Origin of the sequence: Paenibacillus wynnii, from assembly GCF_000757885.1 — a bacterium.
Taxonomy (GTDB): Bacteria; Bacillota; Bacilli; order Paenibacillales; family Paenibacillaceae; genus Paenibacillus_AQ; species Paenibacillus_AQ wynnii.
Map to the genome: position 1 here is coordinate 1,616,954 of NZ_JQCR01000002.1, position 21,903 is coordinate 1,638,856.

Annotated in this window: 19 protein-coding genes; 5 read left to right on the top strand and 14 right to left on the bottom strand. The window is 45.1% G+C overall.

Going from position 1 to position 21,903, the window contains the following annotated elements; translation table 11 throughout:
• Positions 1–236: 236 nt before the first annotated feature.
• On the top strand, positions 237–1,733 hold the full coding sequence (locus PWYN_RS09820) for a glycoside hydrolase family 30 protein (protein ID WP_036650841.1): 1,497 nt from the start codon (positions 237–239) through the stop codon (positions 1,731–1,733).
• 131 nt (positions 1,734–1,864) lie between these two features.
• On the opposite strand, the gene PWYN_RS09825 is transcribed toward PWYN_RS09820, so the two are convergent.
• The 10 genes from PWYN_RS09825 to PWYN_RS09870 all read right to left on the bottom strand — a co-directional run bounded on the left by PWYN_RS09825 (position 1,865) and on the right by PWYN_RS09870 (position 14,934).
• Positions 1,865–4,066, bottom strand: a complete 2,202-nt coding sequence (locus PWYN_RS09825) for an alpha-galactosidase (RefSeq protein ID WP_036650844.1) — start codon at positions 4,064–4,066, stop codon at positions 1,865–1,867.
• A gap of 55 nt (positions 4,067–4,121) precedes the next feature.
• A complete protein-coding gene (locus PWYN_RS09830) occupies positions 4,122–4,943 on the bottom strand; it encodes a carbohydrate ABC transporter permease (protein WP_036650848.1) in 822 nt (273 codons plus the stop codon).
• A complete protein-coding gene (locus tag PWYN_RS09835; RefSeq protein ID WP_036653639.1) occupies positions 4,943–5,797 on the bottom strand; it encodes a carbohydrate ABC transporter permease in 855 nt (284 codons plus the stop codon). Before PWYN_RS09835 ends, PWYN_RS09830 begins: the two co-directional genes overlap by 1 nt.
• Before the next feature lie 103 nt (positions 5,798–5,900).
• The gene (locus PWYN_RS09840; RefSeq protein ID WP_036650851.1) at positions 5,901–7,160 is read right to left on the bottom strand and encodes an ABC transporter substrate-binding protein; all 1,260 of its coding nucleotides are present in this window, start codon (positions 7,158–7,160) and stop codon (positions 5,901–5,903) included.
• Between the two features lie 148 nt (positions 7,161–7,308).
• Positions 7,309–8,352 (bottom strand): LacI family DNA-binding transcriptional regulator, encoded by a 1,044-nt coding sequence (locus PWYN_RS09845; protein ID WP_036650854.1) that lies wholly within the window; start codon positions 8,350–8,352, stop codon positions 7,309–7,311.
• A gap of 307 nt (positions 8,353–8,659) precedes the next feature.
• On the bottom strand, positions 8,660–9,412 hold the full coding sequence (gene nfsA / locus PWYN_RS09850) for an oxygen-insensitive NADPH nitroreductase (RefSeq protein ID WP_036650857.1): 753 nt from the start codon (positions 9,410–9,412) through the stop codon (positions 8,660–8,662).
• Positions 9,413–10,182: 770 nt separating this feature from the next.
• On the bottom strand, positions 10,183–12,642 hold the full coding sequence (locus PWYN_RS09855) for a heavy metal translocating P-type ATPase (RefSeq protein ID WP_036650860.1): 2,460 nt from the start codon (positions 12,640–12,642) through the stop codon (positions 10,183–10,185).
• A gap of 115 nt (positions 12,643–12,757) precedes the next feature.
• Positions 12,758–14,137, bottom strand: a complete 1,380-nt coding sequence (iscB, locus tag PWYN_RS09860; protein ID WP_052087872.1) for an RNA-guided endonuclease IscB — start codon at positions 14,135–14,137, stop codon at positions 12,758–12,760.
• Between the two features lie 200 nt (positions 14,138–14,337).
• A complete protein-coding gene (locus PWYN_RS09865) occupies positions 14,338–14,571 on the bottom strand; it encodes a copper ion binding protein (protein WP_036650862.1) in 234 nt (77 codons plus the stop codon).
• Between the two features lie 21 nt (positions 14,572–14,592).
• Positions 14,593–14,934, bottom strand: coding sequence for a metal-sensitive transcriptional regulator (locus PWYN_RS09870; protein ID WP_036650864.1), 342 nt, complete (start codon positions 14,932–14,934; stop codon positions 14,593–14,595).
• A 230-nt stretch (positions 14,935–15,164) separates the two neighbouring features.
• Between PWYN_RS09870 and PWYN_RS09875 the strand changes: the two genes are divergently transcribed.
• Both PWYN_RS09875 and PWYN_RS09880 read left to right on the top strand, forming a co-directional pair.
• Positions 15,165–16,685: an MDR family MFS transporter gene (locus PWYN_RS09875; RefSeq protein ID WP_036650866.1), complete on the top strand. Its 1,521-nt coding sequence runs from the start codon at positions 15,165–15,167 to the stop codon at positions 16,683–16,685.
• A 6-nt stretch (positions 16,686–16,691) separates the two neighbouring features.
• A complete protein-coding gene (locus tag PWYN_RS09880; RefSeq protein ID WP_036650868.1) occupies positions 16,692–17,258 on the top strand; it encodes a PadR family transcriptional regulator in 567 nt (188 codons plus the stop codon).
• A gap of 210 nt (positions 17,259–17,468) precedes the next feature.
• On the opposite strand, the gene PWYN_RS09885 is transcribed toward PWYN_RS09880, so the two are convergent.
• From PWYN_RS09885 to PWYN_RS09895, 3 genes are all read right to left on the bottom strand, one after another.
• Positions 17,469–17,744 carry a hypothetical protein gene (locus tag PWYN_RS09885; RefSeq protein WP_036650870.1) on the bottom strand — a complete coding sequence of 92 codons (276 nt, stop codon included), beginning with the start codon at positions 17,742–17,744 and terminating at the stop codon, positions 17,469–17,471.
• A gap of 16 nt (positions 17,745–17,760) precedes the next feature.
• Positions 17,761–18,444 carry a hypothetical protein gene (locus PWYN_RS09890; RefSeq protein ID WP_036650872.1) on the bottom strand — a complete coding sequence of 228 codons (684 nt, stop codon included), beginning with the start codon at positions 18,442–18,444 and terminating at the stop codon, positions 17,761–17,763.
• Positions 18,445–18,537: 93 nt separating this feature from the next.
• Entirely contained in the window at positions 18,538–18,918 is a 381-nt protein-coding gene (locus tag PWYN_RS09895) for a hypothetical protein (RefSeq protein WP_036650875.1), read from the bottom strand.
• 361 nt (positions 18,919–19,279) lie between these two features.
• Here PWYN_RS09895 and PWYN_RS09900 point away from each other — a divergent pair, with 361 nt between their 5' ends.
• The gene (locus PWYN_RS09900) at positions 19,280–19,492 is read left to right on the top strand and encodes a hypothetical protein (RefSeq protein ID WP_036650878.1); all 213 of its coding nucleotides are present in this window, start codon (positions 19,280–19,282) and stop codon (positions 19,490–19,492) included.
• A 169-nt stretch (positions 19,493–19,661) separates the two neighbouring features.
• On the opposite strand, the gene tnpB is transcribed toward PWYN_RS09900, so the two are convergent.
• Positions 19,662–20,783, bottom strand: coding sequence for an IS200/IS605 family element RNA-guided endonuclease TnpB (gene tnpB / locus PWYN_RS09905; protein ID WP_052087873.1), 1,122 nt, complete (start codon positions 20,781–20,783; stop codon positions 19,662–19,664).
• A 139-nt stretch (positions 20,784–20,922) separates the two neighbouring features.
• Here tnpB and PWYN_RS09910 point away from each other — a divergent pair, with 139 nt between their 5' ends.
• Positions 20,923–21,900 carry an aldo/keto reductase gene (locus PWYN_RS09910; RefSeq protein WP_036650884.1) on the top strand — a complete coding sequence of 326 codons (978 nt, stop codon included), beginning with the start codon at positions 20,923–20,925 and terminating at the stop codon, positions 21,898–21,900.
• Positions 21,901–21,903 lie beyond the last annotated feature (3 nt).

Here is a 21,903-nt window from a genome sequence, read left to right on the forward strand (position 1 = left end):
AGGTTACGAAATGAACATTTCTACACTTTTCTCAAGCAAAATATGCTACTTTACAGAGATTTGGACAGCCTATAACTTTAAAAGGAACGAATTGATTTTTTTGGAATTTTGAAGTACGATGTATTTGATTGAAATCGATTTCATAAATACCTATATTTCTATCCTGAATCCCCAACATAATGCGCAAAATGAAATCGATTTCATTAAACCCAATTACGAGAGGAGTTTTAATTTCAATGAGAAAGTTGATGTGCACAGTCTTGATTGCATCATTAATTACGGTAAGTGGAAGTATTGCAAGCGGACCTGTCTCAGCCGCCGGAGAGCAAGCAGAGGTATGGATTTCATCCTCCGAACCAAACACGGAGCCTGCTGTAGGACTCAGCCCGAATGCCCGCTTGTCCCGCATAGGGGATAAGGCATTCAGCAGCAGTTCCGGCAGCGCCGACTACACTATCACGGTTAACGAAGGCACGACTTACCAGCAAATGGACGGATTCGGTGTCTCACTCACCGATGCCTCGTCTTGGCTGCTCAATTTCAAACTAAATGCAACTAAACGGGCCGAGGTGATGGAGAAGTTATTCGGCTCTTCCGGTATCGGTCTCAGTGTGCTACGGCAGCCGATCGGTAGTTCAGACTTTGCCTGGTCAGCCTACACGTACGACGATGTGGCCGGAGACACCTCACTCAGCCAGTTCTCGATAAGCCGCGATTTACCTTATATCGTACCGATGGTCAAGGCGGCCATCGCCAAAAATCCGAACATTAAAGTATTCGCCTCCCCGTGGAGCGCTCCGGCCTGGATGAAATACTCCAACTCTCTGAACACCGGCAAGCTTAAAGCTGAGAATTATCAGACGTACGCCGATTACTTCAAAAAATACATTCAGGCCTATCAAGCCCAAGGAATTCCAATCTATGCCGTCACACCTCAGAATGAACCTAAGTACGAAACAAGTGCTTATCCTTCTATGGGGATGAGTGAGCAGGACGAGGTTGGATTCATTGGAGACTACCTGGGACCTACCCTGCGCAATGCCGGCATTAATACGAAAATTATTGCTTTCGATCACAATTACCTGGATTGGAGTTTCCCGAACACAGTCATCCAGAATCTTAAGAACGCAGGCAAAGCCAGCTATATTGCAGGAAGCGCGTTCCACCATTATGACAGCGGAGACGGTTCTCAGATGACTTTGATGCATAATGCACAACCCGATAAGGATGTTTGGTTCACAGAAGGGGGCTTCGGGACATGGAATGATCCGCAAAATGGGACGTCGCAAGGCTTCGACAACATGATTTCGGAATTTATCAATATTACCCGCAACTGGTCCAAATCGGTTATTCTCTGGAACGCCGCCCTGGATCAAAAGGATGGTCCTACGTTACTCGCTGCCTATAATTCCAACCGGGGCATGGTTACCATTCAGAACTCTGACAACCGTAACGATAATCCTGAGAACGCTGTCACCTATACCAAACAGTATTATTTACTCGGCCATTTCAGTAAATTTGTGGTTCCGGGAGCCTACCGCATTCAATCGAACACCAGCAACGACCTGAAGAATGTGGCCTTTAAAAATCCAGATGGCTCCAAGGTTGTTGTCGCCTACAATCCGCAAACCTCAGCCCGTAATGTCAAAATCCAATGGGGAAGCCAGTCCTTCGTGGTGAATATCCCTGCTAAATCAGTCATGACGTATAAGTGGTACGGTAATCAATCCTAGCCTTATCCAGCATACAAAATTACAAAAGAGCCTCCCTCCAAATAGATATTGGAGAGAGGCTTTTTGTCTAAGCAAGGCATTCCACAGTTGGCTGGACAACTATGAACATTGTAGGCGAAATTGGGGAACACTTACTGATGAACCGCCTTCACCTTCCACATTTTACTTGCATAATCATGATGAAATTGAGGTAAATGGAGGCCTGCCTGCATGAGTCGGTCTCCCATGTAGAGACTTTCCGACTCTTCAACCTGGTAGATCCATTGGGAATTCAGGCCCTTTAAAGCTAGCCGTTTCATAGAGGCATTCGGCACTGCAAGCACTTGGAAATAAAATACCAATGCTTCTTTACGGTCTTCGGAAACAAACATCCACGCCGTTTCATTCCCTTTCCCGTCAAATGGACTTCTTAAGCGATAAAAATCACCTTTCTGCACCAGGGATCGGATATCCTTATATACAGAAACCTGCTTCCGGACCATAGTCTTCTCTTCCTCGGTAAATACAGTCAAATCAAGCTCATAGCCAAAGTTCCCTGACATGGCTACTTCCCCACGTGTAGCAAGAGGTGTTATCCGCCCTACCTGATGGTTCGGCACATCCGACACATGGGCGCCCATCGTGCTAATTGGATAAACTATGCTCGTGCCGTATTGGATCTTGAGGCGCTCTACCGCATCTGTATCATCACTCGTCCAGGTTTGCGGCATGTAAAACAGCATCCCCGGATCGAAGCGGCCTCCCCCTCCCGAACAGCTCTCGAACAAAATTTCGGGGAACCTTTTCGTTAAACGCTCAAGCAACTCGTAAAGTCCAAGTATATACCGATGGGCTGTCTCAGACTGCCGTTCCGGAATTGCCAGTGCCGAACCAATCTCTGTCATGTTCCGATTCATGTCCCACTTCACGTAAGTGATAGGAGCTGATGTAAGAACCTCACTTAAACGTTCAAACAGATAGTCCCTAACATCCTGCCGCGACATGTCCAAAATCAACTGCCACCGGGCCTCCGTCCGCCGCCGCTCTGGAGCGTGCAGACACCAGTCCGGGTGCTTCCTGTACAGGTCGCTTTCGGGAGAAATCATCTCCGGCTCGAACCAAAGGCCGAACTGCAGACCTTGGCTTTTGACCCTATTTGCTAGATCTTCCAGACCCCTTGGCAGCTTGTTCCGATCTACATTCCAATCGCCCAAAGAGCTGGTATCGTCATCACGCTTGCCAAACCAGCCATCATCCAATACAAAGAGCTCAATCCCGAGCTCAGTGGCCGTTGCAGCGATAGCTTCAATCTTGTCCGCGTTAAAGTTAAAGTAGGTCGCTTCCCAGTTATTGACCAGGATCGGGCGCTCCAGGTCACGATGAACACCTCGGCACAGGCGGGTCCGGTATAGCTTATGATAGGTACGGGACATACCTCCTAACCCTTCTGATGAATAAACCATTACCGCCTCAGGCGTTTGGAAGCTCTCCCCTGGCGTCAAGAGCCATGAGAAATCAAAAGCATTGATCCCGAGGGTTACCCGTGTCGTATCGAACTGATCGACTTCTGCCTTCGCTTCGAAGTTGCCGCTGTACACAAGGCTGAATCCAAATACATCGCCCTGATCCTCATCCGCATTCGGCCGGAGCAATGCAACAAAGGGGTTCATTTGGTGACTGCTGGAACCCCGTCTACTCTCGGCAGATGTACCCCCATGCCCCAAGGGTCTTCTTTCCATATGACGCTCTCTAGCCCAAGACCCATGTAAGCATAGCCATTCAAAATCCGCATCCTGAAAATCCACACTCGCACTTATAGCCTTCAAGAGGCGGAACGGTTCCTTTCCTTTGTGGATAAACTTCACGGATCTTGCAACAGCACTGAATGTCTCGAATACGGAGTAGCTCAAAATCACCGTAAGCCCTAAATACTCATCACTCAGTTCCAGTTCAAGCGTCTGCACCTCATCTTGGTCTTCTGCATATACCGCCGGAAGCCCTTCAAGCACTGGCTTCCCTTGAATAATGCGGTGTGTACTGTACTTCAGCTCTGTCACTCGGGTACCGTCCTTTAGCTCAACCTGATAAGCCGGAGTTCGAAAGTCACCCGTTCCATACTGCGGATATTCCTGGGGCAATGTGTCCAAGGATATGCTATTGTCCCCCGGCACCGAATTAGGAATGAAGGAACAACGCTCTAAGTGCTGAAGCAACCCCGTCAGGTTCCCTTGCTCGCTTAATCTTTTGCCCCAATAGGCATGAGCAGGATAACCATGGACCAGCTGAATCACATAACTCATGTCCTTAGATTGAAGATGGAACAACCCCTCTTGTTCATGGTAAAAGATAGCCATCATGTAATCTCCTTAATGTTCGTGTGATAGTCAGATCTTGTCCGTGCTTTATTTGTTATTTCACTGCTCCGCGTGTCACGCCGCTAATAATCCATTTTTGCGCAAGCATATACACAATTAGCATAGGGGCCATCGCCATTAAGTAGGAAGCAAAGGCAAGGTTGGTATCCTGTCCAAACTTCGATTGAAAAATAAATTGTGCAAGTGGTAAAGTGGCTTGCGATTCTTGGTCCAGCATAATAAGAGGCAGCAAAAAGTCGTTCCATGCCCATACCGTTGTAATTATGGCAACCGTAGCGTTAATAGGAGCAAGCAGCGGAAATACAATTTTCCAAAAGGTTTGCCATACCGTAGCTCCATCTACTCTTGCTGCTTCATCAAGCTCTTGGGGCAAGCTTTTTAAGTAACCAACATATAAGAGGACATTAAAAGACAAGCCATACACGATATACAGCACTATGAGGCCATACAGATTATCCAAGCCAAACTTAGAAGTTAATTTCACTACAGGGAGCATGATAATCGGAAAGGGAACAAACATCGCACTTACAAAGTAAAAATACAAGCCTTTAAAAAATTTATGATCAAAGTTTTTCTTTATCGCATAGGCGACAAAGGAGTTAGTGAATAGTGTAAATGTAACGGTTAATACAGTGATTAAGGCACTATTCCGAAATTTTTGCCAATAATCTATCTTTTCCGCAGCGATGCTGAAATTCTCCCATCTGAACACTTTCGGAAAGGCGAGAACGCCATTTGCAATTTCTTGGTTATTTTTTATTGCCAGCATAAAGGTCATATACAGGGGAAATAACAAAAATATAGATCCGGCAATAAGAAAACAAGTGGATAACCAATTCGTCCGGTTTAAGCGCATTATAAATTCATCTCCCTCTTCTGCAGATAACGAAGCTGGATGAATGAAATCGCTACAATGACCACAAAGTAAATCACAGCATTGGCCGATTGGAAAGCAAATTCATTACCCGAGAATCCATCCTTGTAAATCAACAGTGCGATCGAACGGGTAACTCCGAAAGGACCGCCGCCCGTCAGTGCAAGAACCTGATCGAAGACCTGTAGAAATCCCTTGAGAGAGAGCACCATATTTATGGTGAAGAATGGAGCGATCATCGGAAATGTTATGCCCCAGAATTCTTTCCATTTGTTAGCGCCATCCAGAGCAGAGGCTTCGTACAAATCTTCAGGGATTGTCTGTAAACCTGCCAGATAGAGTACCGTGTTAAAAGCTGCAGATTGCCACACCGTAACGAAAACAATAGCTAGCCACGAACCCTTCTCATTCCCCAACGGATTGACCATCCATTTCTCAATACCTAAGTAACCCATAATATCAATCCAAAAGTTCGCAAAGAAATAGTTGAAAATATAAGCAACAATCAACATGCTCAAGATATAAGGCATAAAATATAGACCCTTAAAAAAGTTTTTAAATTTAACATTACTATTCAGCGCCAGCGCTATAGATAAGCTTATAATATTCACAATAATTGTTGTTACGATAGCGAATTTGAACGTAAACAAATAGGCATTCAGAATATCCATATCTTTAAAAACATTAAAATAGTTTGTGAAGCCAATAATGTTGTAAGTAGGCCGAAGTCCGTTCCAATCTGTAAAGCTATAAAATATCCCCATTAATGCCGGTATTGTATGAAAGATTAAAAACAATATAGAGGCGGGCAATACCATAAACATATAGGATCCCATATTCTTCCTCTTCACCACACATCCTCCTTCTCCCCATTAAAATAGGAATGAAAAGCGAAAGCCTGCTTTTCATCCCCTTTTGCAATGTTATTTAGGTTTCGTTTTAACGGTTAGCCATTTGATCATACTCAGTATCCATTTTCTTCAAAGCGTCATCTACATTTTTCTTCTGCATAAATTCTTGCATGATTACGTCAAGTGCCATACCGTTGATGTAATGATCTGGAAAGTCTGCTACACGACCTTCTTCAAAGATGGGTTTAAGGTCTGCATATACTTCATCATTTTGAAAAACATTTTTAATGGCTGAGAATGATTTTTGCTCATCCACATATTGCTGGGCGTTATCCTCTTGCATCATGAAGTCGATAAATTTTGTCGCTTCCTCCGTAACTTCGGATGTTGCAGAGAGAGAATACAACACGTCTACACCAGACACAAGAAAGTTCTTAGATTTATCATTGCTTAATGGGTAAGGAAATACGCCAAGTTTAATATCAGGATTTGCTTTCAGAATTTCTGGAATGGACCATACACCTTGAAGGTACATTACAGAAGAGCCTTTAGCGAATTTCGCGTTCCCATCATTATATCCGTCGGCGAAACGATCTCCAGGTTGACCATTCTGCATAAACTCAATATATTGTGCTAACAGGTCTTTATGGTCAGCGGCGAAGGTAGTTTTACCCGCTTTACGATCTGCATAAAATGTAGAGGACTGCAGGTCAGCGGCGAATACATTCCAAGCAGGAAGAACGGTCCAGGCGTCTTTGAAGGTCAAATGGAATGGGACTTTGCCTGCTGCTTTAATGGTTTCCAAGACCTTATCCATTTCGCCTTTAGTCGTTGGGATCGTTAAACCCAGGGCTGTGAACTCATCTTTGTTGTAGTTGATACCATTTGCATTCGCAGCAAAAGGGACACCTAAAAGCTTTTCAGAGCCGGTAATCAATTGCAGAGTTTTCTTGTAGTTCTCGATAACATTAGCCTGACCAGGATAATTAGTCATATCGGCCAGGATCCCGTTTGTGGCAAGGTCTTCAAATTGGGCATCCCCGCCAACAGATATGATATCCGGCACCTCACCCTTCGCTATACGTGTTTTTAGAACCGTAGCTGCTTCAGGAACATTAGTCTGAACAATGTCGATGCCAGGATTAGCCGCTTCAAATTTTGCAATCAATGTCTCATAAGTTGCAACCGCTTCGGATTTATATTGAAAAAATTCGACTTTTACTATTTTGCCACTGTTAGAAGCTTCTTCTTTATTGCTGTTTTCAGATGCCTCTTTATTGCCTCCACATGCGCTTAGCGTGGATATTACTACAATCAAAGCAAGTGCAAGAGATAATGGTTTTTTCATTGAACTGACCCCCCGAAATTTAAGTTGAATACGAACTTCATTTCCGATACAATAACATTGGTGTTTTTCCAAACCGGCCTAGTCATTCCCGTGACTAGGTCTTTTTTTACTTCATTCCATAAATCACCCCCCAAAAAAATCTACAAATTTAATTATTCATATTTATGTGTCCTCCGCAGGTGTCTCGAACCACTAGCTCTGTTTCGATCGTAACGTGAACGGCTGTTTCTCTTCCTTCTAAACGTTCCATAAGAAGTTGTACTGCCGTTCTGGCAATCTGCTCCGGAAACACTTTCACACTAGTCAAAGGCGGATTCATAAATGCCGAAACCTCAATATCGTCAAAACCTATGATCGCCATCTCCTCAGGCACCTTCACCTGTTGTTCATTCAACGCCCGAAGGGCACCAATGGCCATCGGATCACTGGCAACAAAGCAAGCTCTTGGACGATTTGGTCTTCCGAGCAGCTTTTTCATTTCTTCGTAGCCGCTCGCTGTACTCCAATCCCCTTGGAACATGTAATCTTCATTGAACAGTCCCTTCTCCTTCATTAGTTGTTCAAAGTAAACTTGCCGCTTATCAACCACAACATCTCCTTCATGTTTAGCCCACAACTTGTAGAGGTAATCCCGTCCTCCAATCATGCCGATATCCGAGTATCCATGACCTATAAAGTGTTCAACCACATCCTTTACTGCCTGCTTAAAGTTGATACTGACCGAATCATACCCTCTTAATTCTTCAAGGGTATGGTTGACCAAAACAATAGATTTGTGATTAGGAAAAATCCTATGGATATCCTCCGTATCAACAGAACCCACGACGATCAGCCCATCCATTTGTTGACAAGCTGCCGGGTCCACTTCGTTTCCTCTAATAACTCTCCCAATGGGAATTCCAAGCTCATCACATTTTTTTTCAACGCTAACACGGATTTTCGAAAAATAAGGATCTTCCTTTTCATCATCGGCAGAGATCCAGATAAGCAAGCCTATTTGCTTACTTGATAAGTCGCTTTCTTGCTTCAATCGCTTCACACGGTTTGGTTTATATTGCATTTGTTCTGCAATTTGAAAGATTCTCTCGCGCGTCCCTTCACTTACAGAAAGGGTAACATCATTATTTAATACACGGGAAACAGTTGCCGCCGATACATTGGCTTGTATTGCTATTTCTTTTAATGTAGCCATCAAACACAGCACCTTTTAGTTAATTTATTTACTTAACAAACAAATTGTAACATGCAAAATAACGTATTGCAAGCCCTTTCATCAGCACTTTATTCGCAAAATTACGTATAAACCACAAAAAGTATAAGCATTAAGTAAACATAACTTTTTTTTTTCTAATTAGTCCTGTTTCCATAAAAATAATTTACTTAATAATTTACTTCGATTCAATTTCATTTTCGCAAATCAAAAAAAAGCCCACTACCACCGGATCAAGTGGTAATGAGACCTCTTGCACACGGCAACACATCTACTATTAACTCATTATCTATTGCTTCATAAAGCCTTTCCCGCGTAAAAAATCCTTCATATGCAACCTGGTGGGTTCTGCCAAACGCTTCGCCATAATAGCTGACCATGGCGCAGCATTCGTGCCACCCGTCCGTTCCCGCATATAATTGCTCGTCACTTCATCATAAGCTTTAACCTGCTCCACCGTCGCTTCCGCATCATATCGGTTGCGATGCAGTACCGCCTGCAGCGGTAGGCGCGGACGCTGACCGACGGCTCCAGCGGGATGCCCTAAGCACATACCGAATAAGGGATAGACTAATTCGGGCAATCCAAGCAGCTCCGACACCTCCGTTATACGGTTGCGAATCCCCCCGATATACACGATCCCAAGATCCAACGATTCTGCCGCCACGGCTGCATTCTGCGCAGCTAATGCCACATCAACGGTTGCTACAATCAAGTTCTCTGTTGAATCCTCGTAACTGGCACACCCTTCTAAGTGAGGCTTCGTAACCTCTCGAAGACGGTACAGGTCGGCGCACCAGACAAGGAACACTGGACATTGTTCAATGTAGGCTTGATTTCCCGCTAATCCGGCAAGCTCTGCCTTCAAGGCTTGGTTAGTAACAGCAATGACACTGTAGGCCTGAACATTACTGGATGTGGAAGCCATTTGGGCAGCTTCTATAATGACAGCCAGTTGTTCCTCACTTACAGGTATATCCTGAAATTGGCGAACAGAACCATGCCGCTTCAACAGTTGAAGCGTTTCGTTATTTAGTTTCATTATACATTCGCTCCCCGTGGCTTATTTGCCAAAATGCCTATCTCCTATTATTAACACAAAAAGTTAATAAACAAAAAAATGCCACAGAAACCTAGTAATAAAACAAAGAGGGTGTTCCAAAAGCCATGACCTACTAGCGCGGAATCAAGTGTATTTTTACATTTGAATGGCTGGAATCGAGCTACTAGGGCGGGGAATTGATCGGCTGCAGGTTAGATAATAATAAATGCTTTAAGCCGCCTTCGCTGTTTTGGGGGAACGGAATAATGGCAGAGGTAAGCCGCTAAGAACCAAAGGGGCTGTCCCAGTAGCCATGAATAGGCTATTTGGGACGGCCCCGCTGTTTTTGAGTCGGATTGACTTGTGCACTTGGTGTGGACGCTCCACGAACGGACCGTTGCTAGCGGTAAAAATCCGGAGATAGCTTATGCTTTCGAAGCTAGTTTTCCTTCGGAAAACTTTCGGGCGACCGCTACCGCTTTTCCGCAATTATCCGTCCTCTCCGCTGCTTTGAGCAGAAAAAGTTTCTACAATCCTTCTAAAATCAAAAAAAAGAAACCTTTCTTTGGAAAATGGAAGTGCGACCAACCATTTCAAAGGAGAGGTTTCTTTTGTACATTCAATATACCATGGACCAACTTTGCTTGCCAATGAATCTGGAAGAAGATATTCCAGAAAACCACCTCGTTCGTGTCGTGAATACCGCCGTCAATCGGCTGGACGACACCACCTTTGACGCTGTACCAATGTCAGAAGGAAAGGCTGCAGCTTTACAGCTTCACCCGCTGCAGACGCAGTGCATTCAGCACAACAGATACGGAGCTGAATGCCATGGCTGCACCTGCAAGCCAAGGTGCCAGAAAACCCAAGGCGGCGATCGGTATCCCAATCGTATTGTAGGCGAGCGCCCAGAACAAATTTTGCTTAATATTATTCATCGTCTTGCGGCTCATTCGGATCGCATCGGGGATGCTCTTCAGATCTCCCCGCATGAGGGTAATATCGGCGGCCTCCATAGCCACATCCGTACCGGTGCCGATAGCCATACCGGTATCAGCCGTAGCTAATGCAGGGGCATCGTTAATACCGTCACCGACCATGGCAACCTTCACTCCCCCCTGTTGCAATCTGCGAATCTCCTCAGCCTTTCCTTCAGGAAGCACTTCAGCCAGCACTCTGGTAATCCCCGCCTGCTCAGCGATGGCCTGTGCTGTAGTCTGATTGTCCCCCGTGATCATAACCACTTCAATTCCCATTTCATGAAGAGAAGCTACTGCAGCCCGGGATGTTTCCTTAATGGTATCAGCAACGGCAACTATTCCCTCACAAACGCCGTTCACAGCAATAATCATAGCCGTCTTTCCCTGCTGTTCCAACTCCTTCATCAAGCCCATCCATAGGCTGATATCTATACCCTTCTCATCCATCATCCGCCGGGTGCCTATATTCACAGCCTGACCTGCAACAACAGCGGAGATACCCCGGCCAGGTATATTCACAAATTGCTCGGCGTCCGGCAATTCCAACCCTCTATCCGATGCACCTGCTACAATCGCATCGGCAAGAGGATGCTCTGAAAGCTTCTCGGCGGCTGCAACGATGGACAGCAGACGATTCTCGGTGTCCCGGTTCCCCGGAGCAGAAATTGCGGCAGTAGTCACCACATCCGTCAACACCGGTTTACCGTTCGTTACGGTTCCCGTTTTATCTAATACAACAACCTTAATTCCCTGTGCCGCTTCGAGATGTTCTCCACCCTTGAACAGAATACCCAGCTCTGCCGCGCGTCCCGATCCCGCCATAATTGAAGTCGGTGTAGCCAATCCCAAGGCACATGGGCAAGCAATAACCAATACTGCGATTGCTTTTTCCAGCGCTTCGGCGAACTGACCCGGTGCTGCCCACAAATACCACACGAGAAATGTTAAAACTGCAATACCCACAACAATGGGTACAAAAATACCGGAAATTACATCTGCAATCCGCTGAATAGGCGCTTTGGATCCTTGAGCCTCCTCTACCACTCTGATAATCTGGGCCAGCGCTGTATCCCGCCCTACTTTGGTAGCTCTTACTTTAAGCATACCGTTTGTATTCAGCGTAGCGCCGATAACGGAGTCACCCTTCTGTTTCTCAACGGGGATACTTTCACCGGTCAGCATAGATTCATCAACAGAAGAGAATCCTTCGACAACTTCTCCGTCCACTGGGATCTTAGTTCCAGGCTTCACCATCACGATGTCACCGGGAATGACTTCTTCTATTGAAATGTTCATCTCAGTGCCGTCCCTGATTACGAGCGCAGTTTTGGCTTGTAGACCCATTAAGCTTTTGATGGCATTGGAGGAACGGCCCTTAGCCAACGCTTCAAACCATTTACCCACTAGAATGAGCGTAATCAACACGGCACTGGTCTCATAATACATTTCCACAGTATGATTCATACCGTTCATATTCAGAGAATCAATCGTCAAATATAAACTATAGAAATAAGCTGCCGAAGTACCTAACGCTACCAGCACATCCATGTTGGCACTGCCGTTGCGAAGCGCCTTATATGCACCCACGTAGAATTGCCATCCGATAATGAATTGTACAGGTGTAGCCAAAATAAGCTGAAACCACGGATTCATCAGCAGCTCAGGCACTGGAATCCAAGACGTGAACGTGAAATGACCTACCATCGCCCACAGCAATGGAAAGGACAGAATCGCAGAGATGATCCATTTACGCCGTTTGTTAAGAATCTCCAACTCCCGGTGATCGGCACTATCCTTGCGTTCCTCTTTCAATGTAGCTTTGTAACCGATGCTGCTAACCTTCTCCATAATATCGCGCGTACCAATAGTTCCCGGGGTATACTCCACATGTGCGGTTTCCAGCGCCAGGTTCACGTTGACTTGGGCTATGCCCGGCATACGTCCCAGCACCTTCTCAATCCGTGCGGAACAAGCCGCACAGGTCATACCCGTAATATCAAAGTCCACTGCTTCTCTGACCGTATCATAACCGAGAGCTCGAATCTTCTCTTCTATTTGAGGCAGCCCTGACACCTTGGGGTCAAAGCCTATCGTCGCTTGCTCCAATGCCAGATTTACATTCGCACGGGACACTCCCTCCATCCGGGACAGCCCCTTCTCAATCCGTGCCGCACACGCAGAGCAAGTCATACCGGTAATTTGTACAGTCATTTGCTGCTCACCGTTACCTGTTGGTGTTGTATTGTTCATGGGTTCCACCTGCCTTTATACCCCGAGGGGGTATGTATTTTTTGAAAAGAAAAGGCATTAACCTGCGGGCGTACCTCTCGGCTCCCTCTAGCTTCATGCCCTGTATCTTCCCCTTTTAACAAATTGCCCGTAATTCCCCGTCCTTAATAGGTGGGGCATGAATAGGGCGTGTCTCAATTTGGATCGTATACTGCCAGTTGTTGTGATGTGCCATTCGGCGCAGTTCTCTCAAAGGCACTTGTTTGTACGATTTTCCTGGCAGTGTAATATACTTTCCTTCAATTGTTTGGACGTATGGTCCTGTGAACCCTGTAATAAAACCACGCTGTCCATGGATGCAAACTTGATCATTCAGAAGGAATCCTAAGGATTCTTTCGTGTTTTTGGCGTTTCTTTTTTGCAAACAATTGGGCTCTTTTCGACCTTTTCGAGCCGTTGCTTCATGCAGTGAACGTTTCTTTTTTCGAAATTGTACGATGCGGAAGTGCGAGCAAGGGTGTTCATTGATTTTAGATATGCCTATGATCGCGATCGCATCATTTTGATGGCTTTTTTCGAGCGCCAATGTTTTCCGGTGGGGAGTCGTTTCACTCCCATACGTAATGCGTGCTTCGGGGTAACGGGAAAAGATTCGTTTGCGCAAGACATGCATAAAGGGCGGTTCCTTATATTGCTTCACTTTCTTTTTAGCCATCATCCACGTCCACAAAATCGCACCTTCTTGATGATTCTCATGCGTATGGCAATCGGTACACACCGTTATGAGATTATCGGCGCGATCACTACCTTTATGCGAACGGTAGATGATATGGTGGGTGTTTAGGATTTTGTTTTTCTTTTTGCAGACTTGGCACGTATAGTGGTCCCGAGCAAACACGTAATAGCGAACCTCGTGGTAGCTGAAGGTTTCTCCTTCTTGATATTCTTTGCCTTGGATCAAAGGATTCATCATTTTCTGCACATCAAATTTCCCGACTTCAAGATGAAGCTTTGGATGTGGTAACAGCTTCGTAAAGGTGTCCACCCACCGAAAGGTATGCTGGATGCGGTTTTCAAGCGAAGGCGGTAACCAGCCTTCTGGACGTTTGGACGTGAGCGAAATGGAGGGTTTTATCCACTTCTTCTTTTTCTTATCAAAAACACGTTTGGTATTAAATTTGTATTTGCAGCGTCTGTAGCGCGTGTTTCGATTTCTACGGCTACGGCGATACGTTTTGCGAGTTTCGAGCAGCGAACTAACATCTTGACGGAATTCAATTTCGCCATGAGCGAAAATTTTATCTTCGCTGATGACAGCGATGCCGAGGTGTTTTACGCCAGTATCGACACCGACGTGAAGTTCTTGAACAGTCTCGCCTGTGGCTATAGTCAATTGAATCGCAAACGGTTGATAACCGACAATTATTGCTTTTTGTTGCTTAAGTAAAAGCCTAGCTTTTCTTACCGAGCAGGGCATGAGTGCCTCTCCTCTTTTGTTTTTGACGAATACACGCATGTTTCGTCCCTCCTTAGAGTTTGTTTCCCTTCGCCAATGTTGGACATGCTTCGTGCCTCAGGTTGACCGTTCCGACCCAACAGAACTGTTACAGCGCCTGAACGACAAAAGGTGCTAGGGAATTACACCAAGCCGTATTGACATGCCCAACGTAGCTTAAAGCTAAGGCTAGACAACTAGGGCTTTTTCAAGCCCCCACTTCATAACGCTTTACCGTTTAAGTGGTGGGGAGTTGACACTACGTCATAACCTTGATCTTCAATCGCTTCTTTAATAGCACCTAGAGTAACCTTGTTCTCATCAAATTCTATTGCCACTGTCTTACTGGCCAGATCAACCTTAGCTGAGGCTCCTGCATTGCTTACAGCCTTCTCCACTGAACTCACACAATGACCGCAAGACATTCCCTCAACTTTTAAAATAACGTTCGACATTCTCCAACACTCCTTATGGGTTTATTTCATTAATTTATTTACGGTAACCAACAGTTCATCAATAACCTCATGTTCACCGGCTTCAATCCGTTCAATGATACAGCTCTTCATATGACCTTCAAGCAGTACCTTCCCAACACTGTTCAACGCAGACTGTACTGCAGCTAGCTGATTCAGAACATCGTCACAGTAAGTATCCCGCTCAATCATACCTTTGATTCCTCGTATCTGGCCTTCAATCCGGTTAAGCCGATTTCCTAGCCCGTTCTTAAATTCATCTGAATGATGACTTTTGCGAACTTTGGAAGTATGGCAATCATCACCGTTGGGTTGGCCCGCATGTTCTTCTTCATGTGTAGCCATGATAGATCAGCCTCCTCAAGTTCAATATAATATACCCCCCATGGGTATGTCAAGCGTTGAACTGAGCATAGGGTTAATCGTCCTGCGGACGGAAATGCTAAAGAATGGGATAAAATTCAAATAAGTATTGCTACCCTATTCAAATTTGACTATAATAAGCTTCTGTTTCCTGTATAGGTTTACCAAAAACAATGTTTCTATGAACAATAATGAAAAGGAGCCTGTAAAGCATGCATTCTAAAGAAAGTAATCTTAAAATGGTCGTCACCGCGCTGCTGCTCGGTATCCTGATGTCTGCTATGGACAATACCATTGTAGCTTCAGCTATGGGCACCATTGTCTCGGATCTGGGCGGGCTGGACAAAATCGTATGGGTAACCTCAGCTTATATGGTTATGGTCATGGCTGGAACTCCTATCTTTGGCAAGCTGTCTGATATGTACGGACGCAAGCGTTTCTTCATGTTTGGTTTAATCGTATTTCTGATCGGCTCTGCTTTATGCGGTACTGCAAGCAGCATTACTCAGCTCAGTATTTACCGGGCGATCCAAGGGGTCGGCGGCGGCGCACTAATGCCTATTGCTTTTACAATTATGTTCGACATTTTCCCAGCGGAAAAGAGAGGGAAGCTAACCGGGCTGTTCGGAGCGGTCTTCGGCATTTCCAGTGTACTCGGCCCTTTGCTGGGCGCGTATATCACCGAATACGTCGGATGGCAGTGGGTATTCTACATCAACCTGCCGCTGGGTGTTATCTCCTTTATCCTAATTGCCATGTACTACAAAGAATCCATAACTCATTCCAAGCAACGGATAGACTGGGGCGGTGCGTTCACTCTCGTAGGAGCTGTGATCTGCCTGATGTTCGCCTTGGAGCTCGGAGGAAATCAATATGCCTGGGACTCTTCTACGATTCTCGGTCTATTTGCAGGCTTCGCCCTTCTGCTTACTGCTTTCTTATTCATTGAGAGAATCGTGGCAGAACCGATCATTTCCTTTGACATGTTTCGCAAACGTCTGTTTGCAACAAGCTGCCTTGTAGCTTTATTCTACGGCTCTACTTTTATCGTAGCGACCATTTATATTCCTATCTTTGTTCAAGGTGTATTTGGCGGCTCAGCCACCAATTCGGGTCTGATTCTCATGCCGATGATGATTGGTTCCGTATTAGGCAGTCAATGTGGAGGATTGCTAACGACGAAGACGAGCTTCCGCAATATCATGCTAATATCGGCTGTCTGTTTCGTAGCCGGTGTGTTCTCTCTAAGTACTTTGACACCGGAGACTTCCCGACTGCTCCTCAACGTATATATGGGATTGACAGGCTTCGGAGTCGGTTTCTCCTTCTCCGTGCTGAGCATGTCCTCCGTTCATCACTTTGATATGCGCCAACGCGGATCAGCTACTTCCACAAGCACCTTCATGCGTTCCCTGGGTATGACGCTTGGAATTACCGTATTCGGAATTATTCAGCGCAATAACTTCACAAGCAACCTGAGCACTGCTTTTGGAGGAAGTCAGGCTTCTGCCTTCGGCGATCCGCGTGCCGCACTGACACCAGAGGCTCGGGCGAAGATTCCGGCACCGGTACTGGAAAAGATATCAAGCGCTTTATCGTCATCCATCGCCCATACTTTCTTGTGGGCAATGGTGCCCACTGTTCTCGGTCTGGTATTCGTGCTACTAATGCCGAAGGACCGTCTAAAGATTGCACCGAAGAAGTCACCGCAGACTTCCGAATCCTTGAGGTAAACACAGATGTCCATGAAATTAGCAATTCTCGGCCTGCTTCAGGAGCGGAATATGCATCCGTACGAGATCACACTTGTTATGAAAGAGCGGGGCATGGATCGAATTACCAAGCTGCAAATGGGCTCCCTGTATTATGCCGTTGATAAATTGGCGATAGAGGGATATATAGAGGCTGTAGAGACCATCTCCAGTCCCGACCGTCCTGATAAGACGATATACCGGATTACCGAAACGGGTTATGTATTATTCGAGCAGCTTGTCCTGCACCAGTTCAAGAAGAACGAGACCGTCTACCATCCGCTTTATATGGCGCTTGCTCTCTCCCGGCATGTGGATCAAAGCAAAATCGAAAAACTGCTGGAAGTGAGAATTCGTGAAACGGAGCATCTGGTTAACCTGGCTTACCAAGTGTACGAAGAGCATGTAGCCATTGTCCCCCGCTCCGCTCTTCATCTTATGTATGGCAGATACGAGCATAGCGTGACGGAGCTGAAGTGGCTGAAGCGTCTCTATGAGGATGTGCTGGACCGTAAGTTGAGCGATGTTGGAACTCCGTTAAATGAAGAGGCCTAAGGGCCTCAGCTTGTCGAGAAATCAGGCCATTTTAAAATGATATTGTGTTACTCCTTTGGGGCAGTCCGTTATCTCTAAAAATTCTCAACACAAAAAATACGGCAAGGTCTTAGAAGAAAACTAACCTTGCCGTATTACACGGATGTTTATATCTTAAAATATAAGCCAACCCTTAATTGGAGTTGGCTTATTTAAAGTTTTTTGTAGGATTCAAAGTGGCTTTTTTGATTTATCCCTACTGAAGTATTCATGGATATCAGAGGCGAAAAACATCATTATAGCAATAACAGCAGTTATTTGCCACTTCCCTTCTGTGTTACTAAATATTGATATTAATAATTGAAAAGTTATTCCACCAAACACAAAAATTTTATTTTTTTTCTCAAAATAAAGAGCTGCTGGAAGATAAACAAGATACAAATAAGGAAACCACAGTATGGATAAGCAACCAATTCCATGGAGTATTGATTTTAGTCTTTTATTCAAAGGGCAAGCTCCTTCATCAAGCTTTTTTATCTATAATGAGTGTTGAGTTTACAAACGGCGATTGATTATATGAGTTTTTATAGATCTTATACTCGGCTTTATTCTCAGAAATAATTTTATGATTGACTATTATTCGTGAAGTCCAAATTCCTTCGGTTAGTGTTGGATTTACCTGCATACCAAAGTAATAATCTCTACTGTTGTTGGTTTTGTTACTTTGCTTCAAAATTTCAAAATGTAAAAAATGAATATGGAATTTTGGATCAAGCAGTTGAAAGTATATCATTGTATCTTGTTTTACATTTGTAACCCTACACCAAAATCCGAACAAAGTATCCATGTTTGTAAATACTTTTGTTTCTAGGTAAGGCTCAAAGTCAGGTTCTAAAAATTTTTTACAAAACAAAGATTTCTCAACAACTAGATCATCCTTATTTAAGTGAGGTTTATTAATATCATTATATGGAACCCCATTAAAGTCAAATAGGCCAAAATCTGATCTACAAAACCAGCAATGATCATTTATGAGGTATGCAAAATATTTAACTTCATCCTCAAATAATTGAAACGGTGGAACTAACCAATATGTATTGCCATCGGATAGCATCGGAACAACATGCAACTCATTTTTTCCTGATATATAAAATAAACTTACGCTTTGGGCCATCGCCTGTATGTCTATTGAAAAATTAACCTTCATTCTGGATTAATTCCCCCAAACTTTTGATTAACATTACAAATGAAAATAAAATGCCGAAAGAGGCTCCTTTCGACATTGTCTAATCAATATTCTTTATTTGCTACCAGTGATATAATTATAGTATCCCTTTGCAACGTTAACCACCGTATCATAGCCGGTTTTTGCTAGAGCCGTGGTTCCAGCCCCCTTTAGAGCTGCCTGAACACCACCTTTTGCTACTGCTGCATATATGAATCCTCCGCTTGCATTCGATTGAACTCCTGGAAGGCCAAAGTTCTTTTGGACTGCATCATTAATACCATTCCCCCAGATCTTCGCCGTTTCAACAAATCCCTTAGCTTGCGATTTCACTACAGTACTTGCAGTTTGTTTTACTGTTTCAGCTGCTTTTGATACGCTTGATTTAGCAGTCTGGTACATGCTTTGCACATAACTTGTAGCTTGCTTTGTAATATTGATACTATTAATAGCCATTTTCCAACATATCCCTTTTAATAGATATAAATGGAATCTACTACATATCAGAAGCAGGAGTCTGTGATATTTCACACACAATGTTACCTGTTTATCGACCTTAATTTTCCGTTACTGCTTTTATGCGGATGTCTGAAACCTCCGATGCATCATATGTCAGGAAATAATTTGCAGCCAGGGCGAGTTGCTACTCCGATGAATAGCGGAGCCTCGCAAGCCCGAAACTGCAATATCCGTTCAAAAAAGATTAGCAGCATTATTCAGTTTTGGTCCTAATCCATTAAGCTAAAAAAGCTGTTTAGAAAAGCCTGGATTGGTTTATTAAGCAGGGATAAATAGTAAGAAGGAGAAGGTGAACTTTATGACTGACAATAAAAAACTCCAGGGTGATCAACGGGATCATCCAGAGCAATATCCTACGGAGAAAGAAAGCCTCTTCGACATGGATGAAAGTGAGCAGCATGTTGACCCTATTCCGGTTGAAGATTTAAATCTGGAGAAACAGGAGGAAAAGGATAAGGAAGGGACCAAGCATCGCTCCTCCAGTGATGAGAAATACCACACCGGCTTCTAAAAGTGTACACTATTCTAGGTCCGTAACTTTGAACACTCCCGCCACCTGTAGAGGTGTAGGATTCTTGGATAGTTGCTTCCAATGAAGCAGAGTTGTCATAATTCGATTTCCCAACATGGAAAATCGAATCCCAAGCGACCCCTGTGGTTCCCACAGTTGAGTGTACCTGCTATATAGCCATTTGTTTGATGTTGTGTGCAGCATTCTCATCCCGATCATGAAGTGAATCACAACATGGACAGGTCCACTGCCGTACCGAAAGGTTTTTCACTTCTTGGTTGATGAAGCCGCACACATGGCACGTTTGGCTGGTGGGTGCGAAGGTGTCAGCCATCTTAACCGTCCGTCCGTACCAACTCGCCTTGTATGTAATTTGGCGTTCGAACTCGCTCCAGGACGCATCGGCAATCGATTTCGCCAGCTTATGATTTTTGAGCATATTCGCTACATGAAGATTTTCTAGGCTGATCGTTTGGTTTTCACGGATCAGTCTGGTGGTGAGTTGGTGCAAAAAATCATGGCGACCGTTCGCAATCTTCTCGTGGATTTGGGCAACCTTCTGCTTGGCTTTAAACCAATTGGAGCCGCCTGTCGTGCGACGAGCCATGCGGCGTTGCCAGAAGGCTAACTTCTTCTCGTAGTGGCAAAACCACTTTGGGTTAGCCACACGTAATCCATCGGAGCAGATCGCAAACTCCTTGAGTCCAAGGTCTATGCCAATCGCCTTGTTGTTCTGCGGCAGGGGATGTATGTCAACCTCACAGACAATGGATGCAAAATACTTACCAGCCGCATTTCGTCGCACGGTGGCAGAAAGGATACGTCCCTCTAAGGCTCTGGAGTTGGCAAACCGAACCCAACCGAGCTTCGGGAGCTTAAGTTTGTTTTCTTTAATTGCAATGTTGCCGTTAGTCTGTTTCGTGGTATAGCTTTGCACGGGATGCTTACGGCTTTTAAAGCGTGGAGCCTGATTCTGTTTTTTAAAGAACCGATCAAAACTATCTGCCACGTGTCGAACGGCGGATTGCAAGGCGATACTATCCACCGTTTTAAGCCAATCAAACTGCCCTTTGAGAGCAGGAAGTTGTGTGGCACAGGTGTTGTAGGATAAGCCTTTGCCTGTTGTCGCATAGGTATCGTTCCACAATGCCAAGAAATGATTGAAGACGAAACGGCAACAACCAAACATCTGATGGATGAGTTGCTGTTGTTCCTTTGTCGGATAGATTCGGTACTTATAAGCTTTATGGACCCGTTTTTGTGAACCAAAATCTTGATCCGATGACAGCATGCCACACATCTCCTTTCAAAAGGGTTATAGGGAAATATTAGCACATATGTTCGGTTTCTTAAACCGCCGATTCATCCCCAACCTATAGAGGTAGGGGTGTTCTTGGCTTTTATTGATAAATATACACGGAGGGATTTCATTGCTGAAAACGTTACCTTTGAACAAACGCGGCATTCCGGCCAGCCGTATTGCACTGGGCTGTATGGGTCTTGGCGGAGGCTGGGATCGCGAGCCCATTACGCTGGAGAACATTAAGCAGGGGCATGAGGCCGTGGATGCCGCGCTCTCCATTGGCATCAATATGTTCGACCACGCTGATATATACACCCGTGGGAAAGCAGAGAAGGTATTCGGCCAGATCTTCAAAGAGCGTCCAAGGCTGCGGGAAGAAATAATTCTTCAATCCAAATGCGGAATTAAGTTGATGGAGCCGGGGGATGTTTCCAATGTTTTTGATTTCTCGGGCGAACACATTCTTAACAGTGTAGATGGAATCCTATCCCGGTTAGGGACGGAGTATATTGATATCTTGCTGCTGCATCGCCCCGATCCATTAATGGACCCGGAGGAAATAGGCGCTGCACTGCGTCAGCTAAAGGCCGCTGGCAAAGTCCGTCATTTCGGAGTCTCCAATATGAGCGCCGCCCAGATTAAGCTGCTTCAGGCATCCTGTGACGACCCTTTTATCGTTAACCAACTGGACATGAGCCTCGCGAAAATTGCCTGGCTGGATACTGTTGTGAGTGTAAACCGCGCGCCTTGGAAAGATAACACCTTTCCTGAGGGGACGCTTGAGCACTGCCGTATGGAGAATATTCAAGTTCAGGCATGGGGACCGCTCGCCCAAGGTATATTCAGCGGTCGTCCGCTGGATGATCAGCCGGAGAATGTCGTGAATACCGCCGCTATGGTGAAGTCTCTTGCTGAAGAGAAGAGCACTACACCTGAAGCCATCGTTTTGTCTTGGCTAATGACTCATCCGGCAGCTATTCAGCCAGTCATCGGAACAGTCAATCCTCAACGTATCGCTGCTTGCGGAGATGCAGACCAACTGGAATTGTCCCGAAAAGAGTGGTATGACCTTTATGTCAGCTCAAGAGGCGTCCAACTTCCCTAATTA